Annotated in this window: 14 protein-coding genes; 9 read left to right on the forward strand and 5 right to left on the reverse strand. The window is 64.8% G+C overall.

From position 1 onward, the window contains the following. Positions 1–5: 5 nt before the first annotated feature. Positions 6–1,451 (reverse strand): UdgX family uracil-DNA binding protein, encoded by a 1,446-nt coding sequence (locus ACYRGX_RS04525; RefSeq protein WP_473055423.1) that lies wholly within the window; start codon positions 1,449–1,451, stop codon positions 6–8. Then, on the reverse strand, positions 1,448–2,659 hold the full coding sequence (locus ACYRGX_RS04530) for a putative DNA modification/repair radical SAM protein (protein ID WP_473055424.1): 1,212 nt from the start codon (positions 2,657–2,659) through the stop codon (positions 1,448–1,450). Before ACYRGX_RS04530 ends, ACYRGX_RS04525 begins: the two co-directional genes overlap by 4 nt. A gap of 98 nt (positions 2,660–2,757) precedes the next feature. On the opposite strand from ACYRGX_RS04530, the gene ACYRGX_RS04535 reads away from it, so the two are divergent. After that, on the forward strand, positions 2,758–3,159 hold the full coding sequence (locus tag ACYRGX_RS04535) for an NINE protein (RefSeq protein ID WP_473055425.1): 402 nt from the start codon (positions 2,758–2,760) through the stop codon (positions 3,157–3,159). A gap of 118 nt (positions 3,160–3,277) precedes the next feature. Here the strand turns inward: ACYRGX_RS04535 and pbpG are convergent, their stop codons facing one another. After that, on the reverse strand, positions 3,278–4,201 hold the full coding sequence (pbpG, locus tag ACYRGX_RS04540; protein WP_473055426.1) for a D-alanyl-D-alanine endopeptidase: 924 nt from the start codon (positions 4,199–4,201) through the stop codon (positions 3,278–3,280). A 306-nt stretch (positions 4,202–4,507) separates the two neighbouring features. Between pbpG and ACYRGX_RS04545 the strand changes: the two genes are divergently transcribed. Both ACYRGX_RS04545 and ACYRGX_RS04550 read left to right on the forward strand, forming a co-directional pair. Then, a complete protein-coding gene (locus tag ACYRGX_RS04545) occupies positions 4,508–4,822 on the forward strand; it encodes an ElaB/YgaM/YqjD family protein (RefSeq protein WP_473055427.1) in 315 nt (104 codons plus the stop codon). A gap of 4 nt (positions 4,823–4,826) precedes the next feature. Continuing rightward, positions 4,827–5,399, forward strand: coding sequence for an NAD(P)H-binding protein (locus ACYRGX_RS04550; RefSeq protein WP_473055428.1), 573 nt, complete (start codon positions 4,827–4,829; stop codon positions 5,397–5,399). On the opposite strand, the gene ACYRGX_RS04555 is transcribed toward ACYRGX_RS04550, so the two are convergent. Continuing rightward, on the reverse strand, positions 5,393–6,310 hold the full coding sequence (locus ACYRGX_RS04555) for a choline sulfate utilization transcriptional regulator (RefSeq protein WP_473055429.1): 918 nt from the start codon (positions 6,308–6,310) through the stop codon (positions 5,393–5,395). The genes ACYRGX_RS04550 and ACYRGX_RS04555 overlap by 7 nt on opposite strands. A 101-nt stretch (positions 6,311–6,411) precedes the next feature. Here ACYRGX_RS04555 and betC point away from each other — a divergent pair, with 101 nt between their 5' ends. Both betC and choX read left to right on the forward strand, forming a co-directional pair. Further along, positions 6,412–7,956, forward strand: coding sequence for a choline-sulfatase (gene betC / locus ACYRGX_RS04560; protein ID WP_473055430.1), 1,545 nt, complete (start codon positions 6,412–6,414; stop codon positions 7,954–7,956). Continuing rightward, on the forward strand, positions 7,953–8,870 hold the full coding sequence (gene choX / locus ACYRGX_RS04565) for a choline ABC transporter substrate-binding protein (RefSeq protein WP_473055431.1): 918 nt from the start codon (positions 7,953–7,955) through the stop codon (positions 8,868–8,870). Before betC ends, choX begins: the two co-directional genes overlap by 4 nt. Before the next feature lie 36 nt (positions 8,871–8,906). Here the strand turns inward: choX and ACYRGX_RS04570 are convergent, their stop codons facing one another. Then, entirely contained in the window at positions 8,907–9,332 is a 426-nt protein-coding gene (locus ACYRGX_RS04570; RefSeq protein WP_473055432.1) for an OsmC family protein, read from the reverse strand. A 175-nt stretch (positions 9,333–9,507) separates the two neighbouring features. On the opposite strand from ACYRGX_RS04570, the gene ACYRGX_RS04575 reads away from it, so the two are divergent. From ACYRGX_RS04575 to ACYRGX_RS04590, 4 genes are read left to right on the forward strand one after another with little or no spacing between them, the layout of a single operon-like run. Beyond that, positions 9,508–11,598 carry a type VI secretion system Vgr family protein gene (locus ACYRGX_RS04575; protein ID WP_473055433.1) on the forward strand — a complete coding sequence of 697 codons (2,091 nt, stop codon included), beginning with the start codon at positions 9,508–9,510 and terminating at the stop codon, positions 11,596–11,598. Continuing rightward, positions 11,599–12,174, forward strand: a complete 576-nt coding sequence (locus ACYRGX_RS04580; RefSeq protein WP_473055434.1) for a DUF4123 domain-containing protein — start codon at positions 11,599–11,601, stop codon at positions 12,172–12,174. Then, positions 12,171–14,852 carry a toxin VasX gene (locus tag ACYRGX_RS04585; RefSeq protein WP_473055435.1) on the forward strand — a complete coding sequence of 894 codons (2,682 nt, stop codon included), beginning with the start codon at positions 12,171–12,173 and terminating at the stop codon, positions 14,850–14,852. Before ACYRGX_RS04580 ends, ACYRGX_RS04585 begins: the two co-directional genes overlap by 4 nt. Beyond that, a complete protein-coding gene (locus ACYRGX_RS04590) occupies positions 14,843–15,799 on the forward strand; it encodes a hypothetical protein (protein ID WP_473055436.1) in 957 nt (318 codons plus the stop codon). Before ACYRGX_RS04585 ends, ACYRGX_RS04590 begins: the two co-directional genes overlap by 10 nt. The last annotated feature ends 55 nt before the right edge of the window (positions 15,800–15,854 follow it).

The following is a 15,854-nucleotide window of genomic DNA, read 5'->3' on the forward strand; positions in this document are numbered from 1 at the left end:
AGCGTTCAGCGCGGGGCTTCGTCCGCCAGCTCACGGGCCAGGCTCAGGGCCGCGAGCAGTTCGGCGCGCAGGGCCACTCCGCCCTGGGCGTCGCGCAATATCGCCGCGGGATGCGGCGCGCCGATCAGCAGATGCTCGCCCTGGGCGAAGGCCTGGCCGGCGAAGTCCGCCAGGCGCACCCGCGCGGCGTCGTGTACCCCAAGCAGCGAGGCGAGCGCGGTGCGCCCCAGGGCGACCACCACGCGCGGCTTCACCCGCGCCAGTTCCTCGACCAGCCAGGGGTGGCAGGCGCGCACTTCGGCAGGCTTGGGCGTGGCGTGCTTGCGCAAGGCACCGCGTCCCTGTGGTCCGCCGCGCGGCTGCCACTTGAAGTGCTTCACCGCGTTGGTCAGGTAGAGCGCCTCGCGCGCCAGCCCGGCCTCGGCCAGCGTGCGCCCCAATAGTTGACCGGCCGGGCCGACGAAGGGCCGTCCGGCGAGGTCCTCGTGATCCCCCGGCTGCTCGCCGACCAGCATGATGCGTGCATCCAGGGGGCCTTCGCCGGGCACCGCCGCAGTGGCCTGGCGCCAGATCTCGCAATCACGGCAGGCGTCCAGGCGCTGCGTCGTCGGACGTTGTGGCGCCGCCTTCTCCTGGGCGATGAGCACCGCGTGCCCTTCGCGCCGGGCGACCTCGCCGGCCTGCGCCAGGCGCCGGCCACCGGCACGTGCCTGGCGGGTCAGCTCGGCGATCAACGGCGCCTCCGGCAGGTCCCTCCAGAAGCGTGCCGGCATGTGCCCGCGCATCACCTTCTCGTTGAGCCGGGCGGGGTTGAAGGTGCTGGCGTAGTAGGCCTTCCACAACTCGTCGCAGGCGTCTTCACGGCCTTCGGCATAGGCGCGCAGGGCCGGGTCCAGCGGGCGCTGATAGCGTACCTGGCCGTTCTCGCCGAAGGCGGCGCCCTCGGGCGTGACGATCAGCCAGCTGTGGCGCCCCATGCGTCGGGCGAAGTGCTCGGCGCCGAGGTCGAGTACGTCGTGGGCGCTGGCGTGCCAGGCGACGAATTCCGGCGTGCCCGCTTGCTGGCGAAAACGCAGGAAGGCGTGCATATGGTGGGCTTCGCGGGTCACCGTCTTGATCCGTCGCTGCAGTTCGGAACCGTCCGGGTCGCCGGCGAGCATCGCCTGCCGTTCGCCCTGAGCCACCCGCCAGAGTACCCGGTAGAGCAATGCCCAGCGTCCTTCGCCGCGGTAGCGCGCGGCCAGCGACAGGCGCTCCGGCAGTTCGCGCGGCACCCGGGCGGGGCGGGCGTCGTAGCGTGCCGGAGACTCGCCGATGCTCGCCAGCAGGTCGTCGGGCGCATCGGCGTCCGTCCAGGTCACTGCGTCGGGCGGGATGCCGGCGGCGAGCAGTTCGCGGGCGCGTGCGCGCCAGTCGGCGAAGCCGTTCACGCACTGCGCCAGGCGGTTCACCACAGGCTCAATTGAGTGGCTGGCGCCGCCAGCCGCGCATGCAGCGCGGCGGACTCGATACCGTCCTGGCGTGGCCGATAGTCCTGGGTGACGACGAAGGGCGCGACCTTGTCCATCGAGCAGCGCAGGCGCAGCAGATCGGCGTAGCGGATGCGGCGCTCGCGGCGTAGCGCCGCCAGCCGCTCGGCGTTGCGCACGCCGATCCCCGGCACCCGGGCGATCAGCGTGACATCGGCGCGGTTGAGGTCCAGCGGGAAGCGCTCGCGATGGCGCAGTGCCCAGGCCAGTTTGGGGTCGATGTCCAGCGCCAGGTCGCCGCTGCCGGGCAGCAGTTCCTCGGCGGCGAAGCCGTAACCGCGCAGCAGGAAGTCCGCCTGGTACAGGCGATGTTCGCGCAGCAGCGGGGGCGCCGCCGCCGGTACGCTGGCCGGGCTCTGCGGGATTGGACTGAAGGCGGAGTAGTAGACGCGCTTCAGGCCGTAGCTGCGGTACAGGCGCTGGGCGCTGGCGAGGATGCTGGCATCGTCGCTGGCGTCCGCGCCGACGATCATCTGCGTGCTCTGTCCGGCCGGGGCGAAGCGTGGTGCGCGACTTTCCGCGGCCGCCTCCTCGTGGCCCAGGCGAATACGTCCCATCGCCTGGCGAATGCTGGCGCCATCCTTTTCCGGCGCCAGGCGCGTCAACCCCGCTTCGCTGGGCAGCTCGACATTGACGCTCAGGCGGTCGGCATGTCGCCCGGCCTGCTCGATCAGTCGCGGGTCGGCATCGGGAATGGTCTTCAAGTGGATGTAGCCACGGAACAGGTGGTCCTCACGCAGGCTGCGCGCCACCTCGACCAGCTGTTCCATGGTGTAGTCCGCCGAACGGATGATCCCGGAGGAGAGGAACAGTCCGCTGACCAGATTGCGCCGGTAGAAATCCAGGGTCAGCGTGACCACCTCGGCCGGGCTGAAGCGCGCCCGCGGCACGTCGCTGGAGCGTCGGTTGACGCAGTACTGGCAGTCGTAGAGGCAGAAGTTGGTCAGCAGCACCTTGAGCAGCGATACGCAGCGCCCGTCGGGGGTGAAGCTGTGGCAGATGCCCATGCCGCTGCTTGCGCCCAGGCCGTCCTTGCCGCGGGAGTCCCGGCGCGGGGCGGCGCTGCTGGCGCAGGAGGCGTCGTACTTGGCGGCATCGGCGAGTACGGTAAGCTTGGCGATGAGGTCCATGGGCATTGCTTGACTGTATTTATGTACAGTATCACCATGCCGCCGCGCCTCTTCAAGCCGGCCAGCGCGCCGGTCGTCGCCCTTTCTGGAGGTCACGCATGACGCAACACGACACCCACAGCAAGGTCATCGGGTATCTGCTGTGGATATTCGGCTTTACCGGCTCGCACCGCTTTTACTATGGGAAACCGGTGACCGGGACAATTTGGTTCCTGACCTTCGGCCTGTTCCTGATCGGCTGGATCATCGACCTGTTCCTGATTCCGGCGATGGACCGTGAGGCGGACCTGCGCTTCGCCAGCGGCAAGCTGGACTACAACGTCGCCTGGATCCTGCTGACCTTTCTCGGCATCTTCGGCGTGCACCGCATGTACCAGGGCAAGTGGATCACCGGCATCCTCTATCTGTTCACCGGTGGTCTGTGCTTCGTCGGCGTGCTCTACGACTTCTGGACGCTGAACGACCAGGTGTCGATCGCCAACCGCCAGAGTCAGGCGTAGCTGCAGAACTCAACAGGTGGGCGCCGAAGTCATGTTGCAATGGCTTTACCCATTGCGAAGAGTCTCTTCCCCCGACGCCTTGGGCGTTCTCCTCCCAGGCGTCGAGGAATGCCCCGAATTATTTGGCGGCCTGGGTCAGCGCGCTCTGCGCGCTCTTGCGCTGTGCAAGGCGCTGCTGCTTGTAACTCAGCGCGGAAGCGGGCACGGGGCTGACCTGGCCCGTCTCCAGCCACTTCTTCAAGCGATTGGCGTCGGCCATGTGGGTGTACTTGCCGAAGGCATCGAGCACCACGAAGGCGACCGGCTTGCCGTTCATGGTGGTGCGCATCACCAGGCAGTGGCCGGCGGCGTTGGTGAAGCCGGTCTTGGTCAGCTGGATGCTCCAGTTGGACTTGTCCACCAGGCGGTTGGTGTTGCGGAAGCCCAGGGTGTAGTTGGGCTTGCCGAAGGCCACGGTTTTCTCACGGGTAGTGCTGAACTGGCCGATCAGCGGGTAGTTCTGGGTCGCCTTGAGCAGTTTGACCAGGTCCTGGGCGCTGGAGACGTTCTGTTCGGAGAGGCCGGTGGGTTCCACGTAGCGGGTGTTGCGCATGCCCAGTTGACGCGCTTTGGCGTTCATCGCCTTGACGAAGGCCGGCACGCCGCCCGGGTAGTACTCGGCGAGCGTGGTGGCGGCGCGGTTTTCCGACGACATCAGGGTGATCAGTAGCAGCTCGCGGCGGCTCAGGGTGCTGCCCAGGCGCACGCGGGAATAGATGCCGCGCATCTGCGCCACGTCGTCGATCTTGACCGCCAGCTTCTCGTCCATCGACTGCTTGCCGTCGAGCAGGACCACGGCGGTCATCAGTTTGGTCACCGAGGCGATCGGTACCACCATGTCCGGATGGCTGGAATACAGCTCTTTGCCGCTGCTCAGGTCGACCAGCAGGGCGCTGCCGGATGCCAGTTCTTGGACTTTGGGTGCGCCTTGGCTGGCCAGGCTGGCGCCAAGCAGTGCAAGACCGAAGAGGGGAACCAGGGTTTTGCGAAACAGCGATTTCATCGTACCGACCCAGGCAGGGAAACCCCGCGGTAATGAGCGAGGCGGCGCCTCGCGGAATGCGCCGTAAGATACGCGCTCGCCAGCGCGGCGGCCAGTCGCAGGGCACCACTGATCGTCGCTGCGGTCAGAGTTAGGGCGTGTTGCCATTTCATTCGAAAACCCCGTGGTTGCCAGAAATGACCGGCGATTAGGTGCTGGTCATTTCTGGTTCGGCCTCGGCGGCACCACCCTCCGGGTCGATCCTGCTGAGGCGGCCACGAATGAAACGTCACAGACCCTAACCCCTAGTCAGCCACGGAGCCCGCCATGAGCCTCATGAAACGCGAAAAAGCCCTCGACCGCGACGAGATCGGCCGCCAGATCGAACAACTGCTGGCTGCGCTGGACGACCTGCGCGACGATGCCAGCGAAGAGTCGCACAAGGCCTTGCGCTCGCTGCGCCAGCGCACCGAGCGTCTGTGGAACGATCATCACCTGGACGATACCTACCGCGAGCTCTACCGCCGCGGCCGCCAGGCCGGCCTGGCCGCGCGTGATTGCGTGCGCGAGCATCCGACCTCCAGCGTGCTGCTGGGCGTCGGTGTCGCCGCGCTGGTCGGCTGGCTGGTCTGGCGTCGCTGAAGCGATGCGCAACGCGGAAACCGCTCTACGCAAGTACGCCGTCTATGGCGTGCGGGGCAGCCTGGGGACAGCGCTGCTCGCCGAACTGCTGGCACGTCAGCACGAGGTGGTCGCGGTCGTCGGTGAACTCAACGCACTGGAGGCAATGCCGGGCTTGAGCGCCAAACCGGGCGATCTCTATCGAGCCGAGAGCGTGGCGATCAGTATCGCGGGCAGCGACGGCGTGCTCTGCTGCCTGGCGGATGGCCCGCTTCCGGTGGGGGATCGGGACCTGCCGCCAGATACCCTGGTCGGCGCGTTGCGCGCATTGCTCGCGGGTCTGCCAAAAGCCGATACCCGGCGTCTGTTGGTGATCCACGAGGATGCGAGCCTGGACGCGGACTGCCGCAGTGCGTTGCTCGATAGCAGCTTGGACTGGACGCTGGTACAGGCGCCGGAAGGCGCCCAGGTGAGCCTCGCACAACTGCGCGATCCCGAGCATTGCGCGGAGGCGATGCGTTTGCGGCGCTTCGCCGCTGGCGTCGTCGATGAGTTGGAGCGTCCCCAGCACTTGCGTGCGCAGGTGCGTTTTCATTGAGCCGAATCGTTGCCGTCAGTCCCCGCCGCCAGTTCGCTCTGCAGCCATTCGGAGAAGCGCGCCACCAGGCGCTGGCGTCTCTTGCGCGTGGGGGTGAAGGCGTAATAACCGTACGCCGAGTATGCGCTGGCCGCAGTCACCCGTTGCAGCACGCGGCGCTCCAGCAATTCGTCGACCAGGTGTCGCCAGCCGATGGCCAGGCCCTGACCGGCGATGGCGGCCTGGATCAGCAAGGTGTAGTTGTCGAAGCGCAGTGCGCCCGGTGTGCTCGGGGGCGCCAGGCCCAGAGTGGTGAAGAGGGTCGGCCAGTCGAACCAGCGTGCCTCCGTCGGGGGCTGCAACTGCAGCAGCGGCAGATGGCTCCAGTGACCGTTGTGGCGCTCCAGCAGCAGCGGGCTGGCGACCGGGAAGACTTCCTCGCGGAACAGCAGCAGCCCGTCGCTGCGCGTCGAGCGACCGTCGCCGAAATGGATGGCGATGTCTGTCGGCGCGCGCAGCTGCGCCGTGCCGCGTTCGCCGCTGAGCAGGCTGACGTGAATGTCCGGATGACTCTGGTGGAAGCGCGGCAGGCGCGGCATCAGCCAGAAGGCGGCGAAGGCGGAGTCGCAGGCGACCTGCAGGACTTCGTTGTGCGCTCCGCCGTCGAGTGCCTCCAGGCCCTCGCCGAAAGCATGCAGGCCACGCTGTACGTGTTCGAGCAGGGTGGCGCCCGCCTCGGTGAGCAGGATGCCGCGGTAGACGCGGTCGAACAGGCGCGCGCCCAGCTGGGCCTCGAGCCGCTTTACCTGCTGGCTGATCGCCGGTTGGGTCGTCCCCAGTTCCAGCGCCGCAGCGGTGAAGCTGAGCTGGCGGGCAGCGGCCTCGAACACCCGCAGGCTGTCCAGGGAAATGCTCGCGGCAGGCATTGGCATAAGCACTCCTTATACAAGGCATGTCCCGCCATGAGGTTTACCCAGGAACGCGGCAGGTCCGATGATGCGCTACACCGTATCGCATAAACCGGACGAATGAGATGTCGAAATCGCAACGCCCCAATATCCTGTTCATCATGGCCGACCAGATGGCCGCGCCGACGCTGCCTCTGTATCGCGCGGATTCGCCGGTGCAGTTGCCGAACCTGATGCGCCTCGCCGAGCGCGCGGTGGTGTTCGACTCCGCTTACTGCAACAGTCCGTTGTGCGCGCCCTCGCGCTTCTCGTTGGTCAGCGGGCAGTTGCCGTCGCGCATCGGCGCCTACGACAACGCCGCCGAACTGGCGGCCGACACCCCGACCTACGCGCACTATCTGCGCCGCCTGGGGTATCGCACCGCGCTGTCCGGCAAGATGCACTTCTGTGGTCCGGACCAGTTGCACGGTTACGAGGATCGGCTGACCAGCGACATCTACCCGGCCGACTTCGGCTGGGCGGTGAACTGGGACGAACCCGATGTGCGTCCGAGCTGGTACCACAACATGAGTTCGGTGCTGCAGGCCGGCCCCTGCGTGCGGACCAACCAGCTGGATTTCGATGAAGAGACGGTGTTCAAGGCGCGCCAATACCTCTACGACCATGTGCGTGAGGACGACGGTCGGCCCTTCTGCCTGACCGTGTCGATGACCCATCCCCACGACCCCTATGCCATTCCCAAGCGCTGGTGGGACCTGTACCAGGACGAGGACATCCCGCTGCCGGAGCTGGAGATTCCCCAGGTCGAGCTGGACCCGCACTCCCAACGCTTGCTCAAGGTCATCGACCTGTGGGGCCAGACGCTGCCCGCTGAGCGTATACGCGCGGCGCGGCGCGCTTATTTCGGAGCCTGCAGCTACGTCGACGCACAGATCGGCAGCCTGATGCAGACCCTGGAGGAATGCGGACTGGCCGAGGACACCATCGTGGTGTTCTCCGGCGACCACGGCGACATGCTTGGCGAGCGCGGCCTCTGGTACAAGATGCACTGGTTCGAGATGTCCGCCCGTGTGCCCTTGCTGATCCACGCGCCGCAGCGCTTCGCCGCTCGCCATGTGAAGGCGTCGGTATCGACCCTCGACCTGTTGCCAACCTTCGTCGCCCTGGCCGGTGGTGAACTCGAGCCGGGCCTGCCACTGGACGGTCGCTCGTTGCTGGCGCATCTCGACGGTGGCGAGGGCCATGACGAGGTGATCGGCGAATACATGGGCGAGGGCACCGTCAGTCCGCTGATGATGATCCGCCGCGGGCGCTACAAGTACGTGCATTCGGAAATCGATCCGCCGTTGCTGTTCGACGTGCAGGCCGACCCACGCGAGCGCGAGAACCTCGCCGAGTCCGCCGAGCATCGCGCGCTACTCGCTGCCTTCGTCAGCGAGGCGCGCGAGCGCTGGGACATTCCGGCGATCACCGCCGCCACCCTCGCCAGCCAGCGTCGCCGCCGGCTGGTGGCCGAATCCCTGAAGCAGGGCAAGCTCAAGAGCTGGGACCACCAGCCGTGGGTCGATGCCGGCGCGCAGTACATGCGCAACCACATCGACCTGGACGATTTGGAGCGCAAGGCGCGCTTCCCCGTTGCTGCCACCATCCCTACAGAGGAAAGCCGATGAACAAGACATTCGCCGCCGCGTCCGTCGCCGCGCTGGTCGCCTTCAGTTGTGCAGCCCGTGCCGAGCAGTGCGCCTCGGTGACCCTGGCCGACCCCGGCTGGAGCGATATCGCCGCCACCAACGCCACCGCCGGGCTGCTGCTCGAAGGCCTGGGCTACACCAGTACCGTGCAGACACTCGGTGTGCCGATCATTTTCGGTGGTCTGCGTGACGGCCAGGTGGACGTATTCCTCGGCAACTGGATGCCGGCGCAGCAGGGCTACCACGACAAATTCGTCGCCACGGGCGACGTCGCGGAGCTGGGCAAGAACCTGGAAGGCACCGAGTTCACCCTGGCGGTGCCGACCTACGTCTACGAGTCCGGCGTGCATGATTTCGCCGACCTGGCCGCGCGCGGCGACGATTTCGGCAAGCGCATCTATGGCATCGGCGCGGGCGCGCCGGCCAACCAGTCGCTGCAGAAGATCATCGACGAGAAGCGCTTCGACTTGGGCGACTGGAAGCTGGTGGAGTCCAGCGAGCAGGCGATGCTCGCCGAAGTCGGCCGCGCGACCCGCCGCGAGAAGCCGATCGTCTTCCTCGGCTGGACGCCGCACCCGATGAACGTCGACTACGACATCCGCTACCTCTCCGGTGGCGAGGAGTGGTTCGGCAGCGCCGGTAGTGTGCACACCCTGGCGCGCAAGGACTTCGCCCAGAGCTGCCCGAACCTGGGCAAGCTGTTCGCCAACCTGAGCTTCACCCTGGACATGGAGAACGCGGTGATGGCTACGGCGGCGAGCAATGGCGGCGACTACCGTGCCGCGGCGCTGGCCTGGCTCAAGGCCAATCCGCAGGCGCTGGATGGCTGGCTTTCCGGGGTCACCGACAAGCAGGGCGGCGACGCCGTCGTGGCGGTGAAGAAGCTGTTGTGAGTGATGCGCGGGGCGCGCCGGCGCCCCGCTCGGGCTTCAGCCCTGCAGGGTCGCCTGCAGGCTGATGTCCGCGTTGAGCACCCTGGAAACCGGGCAGCCGGCCTTGGCCTTGGCGGCGATTTCCTGGAAACGCGCGTCGTCGATGCCGGGCACCTTGGCCTGCAGGCTCAGGGCGACCGCGGTGATGGTGAAGCCCTGCTCGAGCTTCTCCAGACTCACCTGGGCGGTGGTCTCGATACGCTCGGCGGTGAAACCGGCCTCACCGAGCATCATCGACAGCGCCATGGAAAAACAGCCCGCGTGCGCCGCGCCGATCAGTTCCTCCGGATTGGTCCCCGGCTCGCCCTCGAAACGCGTGTTGAAGCCATAGGGCTGCTCCGACAGCGCGCCGCTCTCGGTGCTGATGCTGCCCTTGCCGTCCTTCAGTCCACCTTGCCAGACGGCCGATGCGGTTTTCTTCATGGTGTCTCTCCTTCAATGGGACTGGTTTGCATGGGAGGCATCGGCGGGCAGACAAGTTCAGTGGTTCTGGCTGGCGGTTTCTGCCGAGTGGCACGAATGCGAACTGTTCGGTCGAACCCGTTCAGGCTCCTCCGGCACCCTGCGCAGCACGCCTGCCACCGCCGAGGAGCAACGGATGCTCGCCCCCGCCAACCAGCCGCATTTCTCCCTCGAACTGCCCGGCCTTACCCATGACCTGCAGGTGCTCGCCTTCAGCGGCCACGAGGCGCTTTCCGAGCCCTTCGCCTTCGATCTGGAACTGGTCAGCGAAAACCCGGCACTGCCCTTGGAAGACTTCCTGCAGCAGCCGGCCTACCTGCAACTGGGCGCCGAACAGGGTATCCATGGCTGGGTTCACGCCTTCACCCAGGGCGACTCCGGCCGCCGCCTGACCCGCTATCACCTGCAACTGCGCCCGCAACTGGCCTGGCTGGGCTGGCGGCGCAACGCGCGCATCTTCCAGCACCTGAGCGTGCCGCAGATCATCACCCGACTGCTCGACGAGCATGGCCTTGGCGACTACCGCTTCGAGCTGGGTGGCGAACATCCCGCGCGCGTCTACTGCACCCAGTACGCCGAGAGCGACCTGCACTTTCTCCAGCGCCTGTGCGAAGAGGAAGGCATCCACTATCACTTCCGGCATTCACCCGACGGCCACCTGCTGGTGTTCGGTGACGACCAGACGATGTTTCCGCGCCTCGGGCAGACGCGCTACCACCCCGGCAGCGGCATGCAGGCCGAGGAGGCGGTGATCGAGCGCTTCTCCCTGAGCGCCGCCGTGCGCACCGCCAGCGTCAGCCGCCGCGACTACGACTTCGAGAAACCGCGCCTGCGCCTGGAGGCCACGCTCAGCGATGACGAGCTGGGCCTGGAAGACTACGCCTTCCCCGGCCACTTCAGCGACCGCGAACGCGGCCGTCAGCTCGCCCGCCTGCACCTGGAAAGCCACCGCCACGACCGCCTCCAGGCCCACGGCCGCAGCGACCAACCCAGCCTGCGCAGCGGCCACCTGCTGCCCCTCGCCGAACACCCACGCCAGGACTGCAACGACCTCTGGCTACTCGGCAAAATCCACCACGAAGGCAAGCAACCGCAGGTACTGGAAGAGTCGATCACTAGCAGTGTCGGCGACCCGCTCGGCTTTTCCCCCTCTCCCCTCGCGGGAGAGGGGGATCAACAACCCACAGACTTCACCCAGGGCTACCGCAACCACTTCACCGCCTTTCCCTGGACCCTTCCCTACCGCCCCACACCCAACCACCCCAAACCGCGCCTGCTCGGCGCCCAAAGCGCCGTCGTCACCGGCCCCGAAGGCGAGGAAATCCACTGCGACGAATACGGCCGCATCAAGGTGCAATTCCACTGGGACCGTGAGGGCCAGGCCGACGACAACACCAGTTGCTGGCTGCGCGTTTCCAGCAGTTGGGCCGGTGATCGCTACGGCGGCATCGCCATCCCGCGCATCGGCATGGAAGTGCTGGTCAGTTTCCTCGAAGGCGACCCCGACCAGCCGCTGGTCACCGGCTGCCTCTACCACGCCGAGAACCAGGTGCCCTACGAGCTGCCGGCCAATCGCACGCGCAGTGTGTTCAAGACCCTCAGCTCACCCGGCGGTGGCGGCTACAACGAACTGCGCATCGAAGACCGCAAGGGCGCCGAACAGATCTACCTGCACGCCCAGCGCGACTGGGACGAGAACATCGAGCACGACCAGAAGATCCGCGTCGGCCACCAGCGCCACGACCGCGTCGAAGCCAACAGCTACACCGAGCTCGAAGCCGAGGAGCACCGCATCACCCACGCCGACCGCAAGGTGGAGCTGCGTGCCGACGATCACCTGACGGTGACCAACGACCAGCACGTGAAACTGGGCAGCGGGCAGTTCGTCGAAGCGGGCAACGAGATCCACCTCTCCAGCGGCCTCAAGGTCGTCCTCGAAGCCGGTGCCGAACTCACCTTCAAGGCGGCCGGTAGCTTCATCAAGCTCGATGCCAGTGGCGTCACCCTGGCCGGCCCGCAGATCCAGATCAACTCCGGCGGGCGCCCCGGAAAGGGCACGGGGGCTGCGCCATTGCTGCCGGGGGAAGTGAAGCCGGCGGATGCCGACGTGCCTGGGATCCCTTTGGAGGCGCTGCTCAAGCAGAACTGGCTTTTCCGCACGACGCGCTCTGGTGTTTGTGAGGTTTGCGAAGCCGCCAAAAATGCACAAACGACAGGAAGTCACTAGATGAGTAGCAGCATTCCTGAGGGACATGGGCATGTGTTGCTGGATGGTGCTCGCTTCGTGGATGCCATCGCCTGGCTTTATCAGCAGCATCCCGAGCATGAACCGTGGCCGCTCCTGCACGGTACTGCTTACCAGGCGATCGCCGAGGCAGGCCCCATCTTGCTGGAGGCGCCGCTGGGCAGCTCGGTCTACCGGGCCTGGGCATCCGGTAATGGAATTCAGGATGCCTTGTGGCTGCGCAGCGACTTGTCCGTGTCGGCGCTCCATAACCTGCTGCAGCGCCGCTTGAAGGTATTCAGCCCGGATCGCCGGGAATTCTGGCTGCGCCTGGGCGATGCTCGGCCGCTCTATCATGCATGGCGCCAGGGCGCGATCTGGCCCAAGGGCTTCTGGGCGGGCGTCGACCAGGTTTGGCTGCAGCACGAACGGCAGATCACCCTGGCCTGGGAGAATGCTGAGCCCGAGGCGGACGTCGCTCCCCGGGCATCGGGGCTGGCTGCCCAGGTGGTGCTCGATTGGACTCTGCTGGAGGCCTTGGCCCAACAGCCTGAAACGACTCCCGAGGTGGCCGTATGACTGTTCTGTCCGCGCCATCCTCTCAGTCTTTGGCGGCGGCCTGCCCCTTGCTGAACGCCGTCATTCCGCTTCGTTACGCCCTGGGGCCGAGCCTGCCGGTGGATGTTTCAGCCTTCGGCCTGCCGCCCGTAGCGGGTGGGTTTCCGGAAATTGGCGACTACTTCGACTCACTACGCAGTCGCGATCTCAACTACACCGCCCGTTTGCTTCGCGATGGCTGGCTGTACGTCTGGCAGGACGATCTGCAGCGACTGGCCGAATATCGCGTCCGCCAGACCAGGCTGTTGCAGACCCCGCGGGGTGGAAAGGTCATCGATAGCCGAACGTTGCCCTATCTGTTGCTGCCTGCGGGGGCCTCCGCGAGCCTGGTGTGGTCCCCCAGCCAGTGGAGCGATGAGCAATTCGCGGCAGCCAAGGGCGACGCCTCCGTGCGGACGCGGGTGATGCGTAGCATTACCCCAGGGGCCGGGCCTTACAGCGGTCCGGCGCGGTCCATCCACGAGCACATCGGCGACTACATGGATGCCGAGGGCTACGGCTGGAGTTGCGAGCCCTCGACCTCCCATCGCCCCCCGTGGCCGCAGCTACTGGAGGACATGCAGCGTTGCGAGCAGCAATCCTACGCGCTGATCGACGATCCCTGGGGAGTCGTTCTTGATATCGCTGAACTCTTGCGCGCATGCCAGCAAGCCTTCGAGGTAACGCGGCAGATCTACGGCGAAGACTGGGCTATGGCCGGGGTGCTGAAGTCCCTGGCTGAAAGCGACCAGCAGGTCAACGCGCAACTGCGCAGTATCACCGACTACGAAAAACTACGGTCGACCTGGCAGGCACAGCAGCAACAGGAAGACCGGTACAGCGCCGATGTACGTCGTCTCAGCGAGTTCTGGGCATCCTGGCTCGCCACCTTGACCCAGCGCGGGCCAGCCAGCCTGGACACCGCCTGCGGTCATTTCGACATTACCCAGCCCATGGCCCGCACTGAACTGGAGCTGCATTTCGCAGCAGCCTGCCTAGGGCCGGCAACCACGGGGCCCGGTGCGAGTGCCATAGAAAGTGCCCTGGCCTTGCAACAAACGGATGGGAAACCCTGGCTCGTCTGGGCGTTGCTGGGGCTCGGCAAGCGAATGGGTATCGGTGAGATCAATGCCTTGGTCGGCCTGGCCGACGGTATCAAGGACAACGGCTCGGCGACGCTGGACGAAGCGCGCAAACTGGCCGAGCTTCTCAACAAGGCCGCCGAGAACACGGCAGGACATGTGAAGGGCTCACCGCTGGATGCCTTGTTCACCGCGCTAGCCCCCATCGCCGGACTAGGGCTGAAAACGGCAAACGAGGGTGGCAAGGTCGCAGGGCGGTTGTATCTGGCCGCAGCATTGGCGCGCAGCCAGCAACGCCTGGCCATCGAGGCGGTCACCCAGCGTCAGCTCGGCGAGTGGATGAGCGACCTGATGGACACCCGCCCGAACTTACCCAAGCGCATCAAACCCACGAAGCTGAGCATAGCGGTCGGCGATGCCCTACCGTTCTTTCGCCTCCTGCCACCCAAGGACCTGCCTGCGCTGACCGGCCATTTGGCTGCGGACGTGAACCTCAAGGGGATGCTGGACCTCAGCAAGGACGCCCTGGAAAAGGCGCCGGTTAAATGCCTGGTGGCGCTGGTTGCAGGGGTGAACTTTGCGTGGGGAGGGGCGCAATTGCTTGATAACGCCTCAGGTAAGAGTTGGTTGAACGTTTTTGGTGGTGGATTTGCCGTTTCCTCAGCAATAGCTTCTGTTATCCAGAAAGTAGCCGAAGTTAACTGGGAGCAAACTGTAAACTCTACCGGTGCATTAAAGGTCAGCTCACAGAAGGCATTGCTTGACGCATTAAGCATTGGATCGAAAACTGCAGTCCTTCAGTCAATCACCTCTGGATTTGACGTATTGATTTATGGCGTCGACGCTTTCGATTCCTATAATCTCGGTGATTTTGATACGGCTGCGATTAACGTCGGGCTCAGCGTGGCATCCGCCGCCAACCTGACGCTATACGTGCAGAGCTTTCGAGCCATTCGTGCTGCCAGGGCCGCCGTCATCGCTGGAGAGGCCGCCGCCATCGGACGCGGAGTCGCGGTAGCACCCCATCTGGCAGCTCGCGCCTTGGGATGGACCATCGTGATTGTCGGCGGAGTGATCGCTCGACAGTACACCCAGGACACGCCGCTGGAAGCTTGGATTAAACAGACCCGTTTTGGCACCCGCCCGGCCGACTGGTCCGATAGCTACGAGCAATCGATGACTGAGTTCTACAAGGTCGTATTCCCCATCAGCTTTCAGGCCACCCGGCTCAATGAGCTCAATCCATTTCAGGGGATGCTGGTCACCACCTATGTCTTTCTACGGCTGCCGGGCAAGAGCGCACTAACCGACGACATGATCCACTTCAAAGGGTACGAAACCTGGGGAACCTTCCTGGGGTTTGGCGGGCGGCGTAAAGACGTGGAGTGGACCGGTAAGGACTTCGATCAGCACGGTGGTACGCATGTGGCCTCCGAACCTGGCGTTGCGGTCTACCGGCGCGTTTATCACGAGAATAACGGCGAGGAGTTGGATGCCATTCATGGCGAACTGATCTACTCGCCACTTGAGGGACTTCGACTGCCTCCTATTGAAATCAAGGAGCTGACATGGGTGTGAGCGAGTTAATACGGCAAGCACGCGGTCGCTACGGGCGTACGAATAGTTTGCTTCTGAATTCGGAAGAGGATACTGGGGAAACACCTTCGGAATTGTTCGTAACAGATGAGCATACTGAAAATTACTTGGCACTAAAGTCGGGAGGGGGAGAAGAGAGGGGTGTCGTAACAGGGCTCCTTGGAGGAACGAGTTCTCTAGTCGGCTTGGTGATGATTTCAATATTGATAGTTAATGGTAAAACAGGTGGTGTCTGGATCGGGATCCTATGGTCGGTGGCTCTTTTTGTATTTCCATTTTTCTGGGAAACCCGCCGCCCGTTACCACTCCCCATTCTATTCAATCGCCGGACGCGCGAGGTCTATTTCGACCATGACGGGGAGCTCTTTCACACTCCTTGGGATGGCATTCAGGCGATCGCCGGTGAGTTCACGCTGGTAGGTCCCCATACGGGCGCTATGCGCAATGCCTCGCTGGAGATTCTGGTGCGCCGTTTGGGTGAGCCGGAAAACGCGCTCTTGGTGAGTCTTGGGCTTCCCATGGGTAAGACGCTGCAGATGCAGAAAGGGTTCTGGGAGTGGTTGCGTGCCTATATGAACAACGGGCCTTGGTTCGATGAGAACGGGCAGCACAGCGAGTCCGATGCTTACGTCAAGGAAATGCTGTCGGCACATATGAAACCCACGGAATTTCTCCCTTGGCGCAAGCAGATCATCGCCGAAAAGAAAGCGGCCAGCGGCGGAAAGAACTATTTGGAGTGGACTGATCTCGTGCTTTATCTAGGGCACCTGTTTTTCTACCCCATGAACGTCATTCAAGAATTCACCTACAACGTCGCCAAGCGCCGCTCACGCAATCGCTGGCCGAATATCGTGCTCGAACGGCTCCGTCCCGATGGGCCCACGTCTCGGTTGATCGATCTCGAGCGTGAGCGGGGGCTAGATGTGTGAGTTTCCCTCTGGGAAATCTCTCAAGCCGCCTCTTTGAAATGAAGACCTCTGAAAT

The organism is Pseudomonas sp. R4-15, assembly GCF_055768815.1.

Bases quoted from the DNA above. Each gene is read 5' to 3' on its own strand.
- ACYRGX_RS04530 (WP_473055424.1), bottom strand. From the start codon at position 2,659: ATGGACCTCATCGCCAAGCTTACCGTACTCGCCGATGCCGCCAAGTAC.
- ACYRGX_RS04535 (WP_473055425.1), top strand. From the start codon at position 2,758: ATGACGCAACACGACACCCACAGCAAGGTCATCGGGTATCTGCTGTGG.
- pbpG (WP_473055426.1), bottom strand. From the start codon at position 4,201: ATGAAATCGCTGTTTCGCAAAACCCTGGTTCCCCTCTTCGGTCTTGCA.
- ACYRGX_RS04545 (WP_473055427.1), top strand. From the start codon at position 4,508: ATGAGCCTCATGAAACGCGAAAAAGCCCTCGACCGCGACGAGATCGGC.
- ACYRGX_RS04550 (WP_473055428.1), top strand. From the start codon at position 4,827: ATGCGCAACGCGGAAACCGCTCTACGCAAGTACGCCGTCTATGGCGTG.
- ACYRGX_RS04555 (WP_473055429.1), bottom strand. From the start codon at position 6,310: ATGCCAATGCCTGCCGCGAGCATTTCCCTGGACAGCCTGCGGGTGTTC.
- betC (WP_473055430.1), top strand. From the start codon at position 6,412: ATGTCGAAATCGCAACGCCCCAATATCCTGTTCATCATGGCCGACCAG.
- choX (WP_473055431.1), top strand. From the start codon at position 7,953: ATGAACAAGACATTCGCCGCCGCGTCCGTCGCCGCGCTGGTCGCCTTC.
- ACYRGX_RS04570 (WP_473055432.1), bottom strand. From the start codon at position 9,332: ATGAAGAAAACCGCATCGGCCGTCTGGCAAGGTGGACTGAAGGACGGC.
- ACYRGX_RS04575 (WP_473055433.1), top strand. From the start codon at position 9,508: ATGCTCGCCCCCGCCAACCAGCCGCATTTCTCCCTCGAACTGCCCGGC.
- ACYRGX_RS04580 (WP_473055434.1), top strand. From the start codon at position 11,599: ATGAGTAGCAGCATTCCTGAGGGACATGGGCATGTGTTGCTGGATGGT.
- ACYRGX_RS04585 (WP_473055435.1), top strand. From the start codon at position 12,171: ATGACTGTTCTGTCCGCGCCATCCTCTCAGTCTTTGGCGGCGGCCTGC.
- ACYRGX_RS04590 (WP_473055436.1), top strand. From the start codon at position 14,843: ATGGGTGTGAGCGAGTTAATACGGCAAGCACGCGGTCGCTACGGGCGT.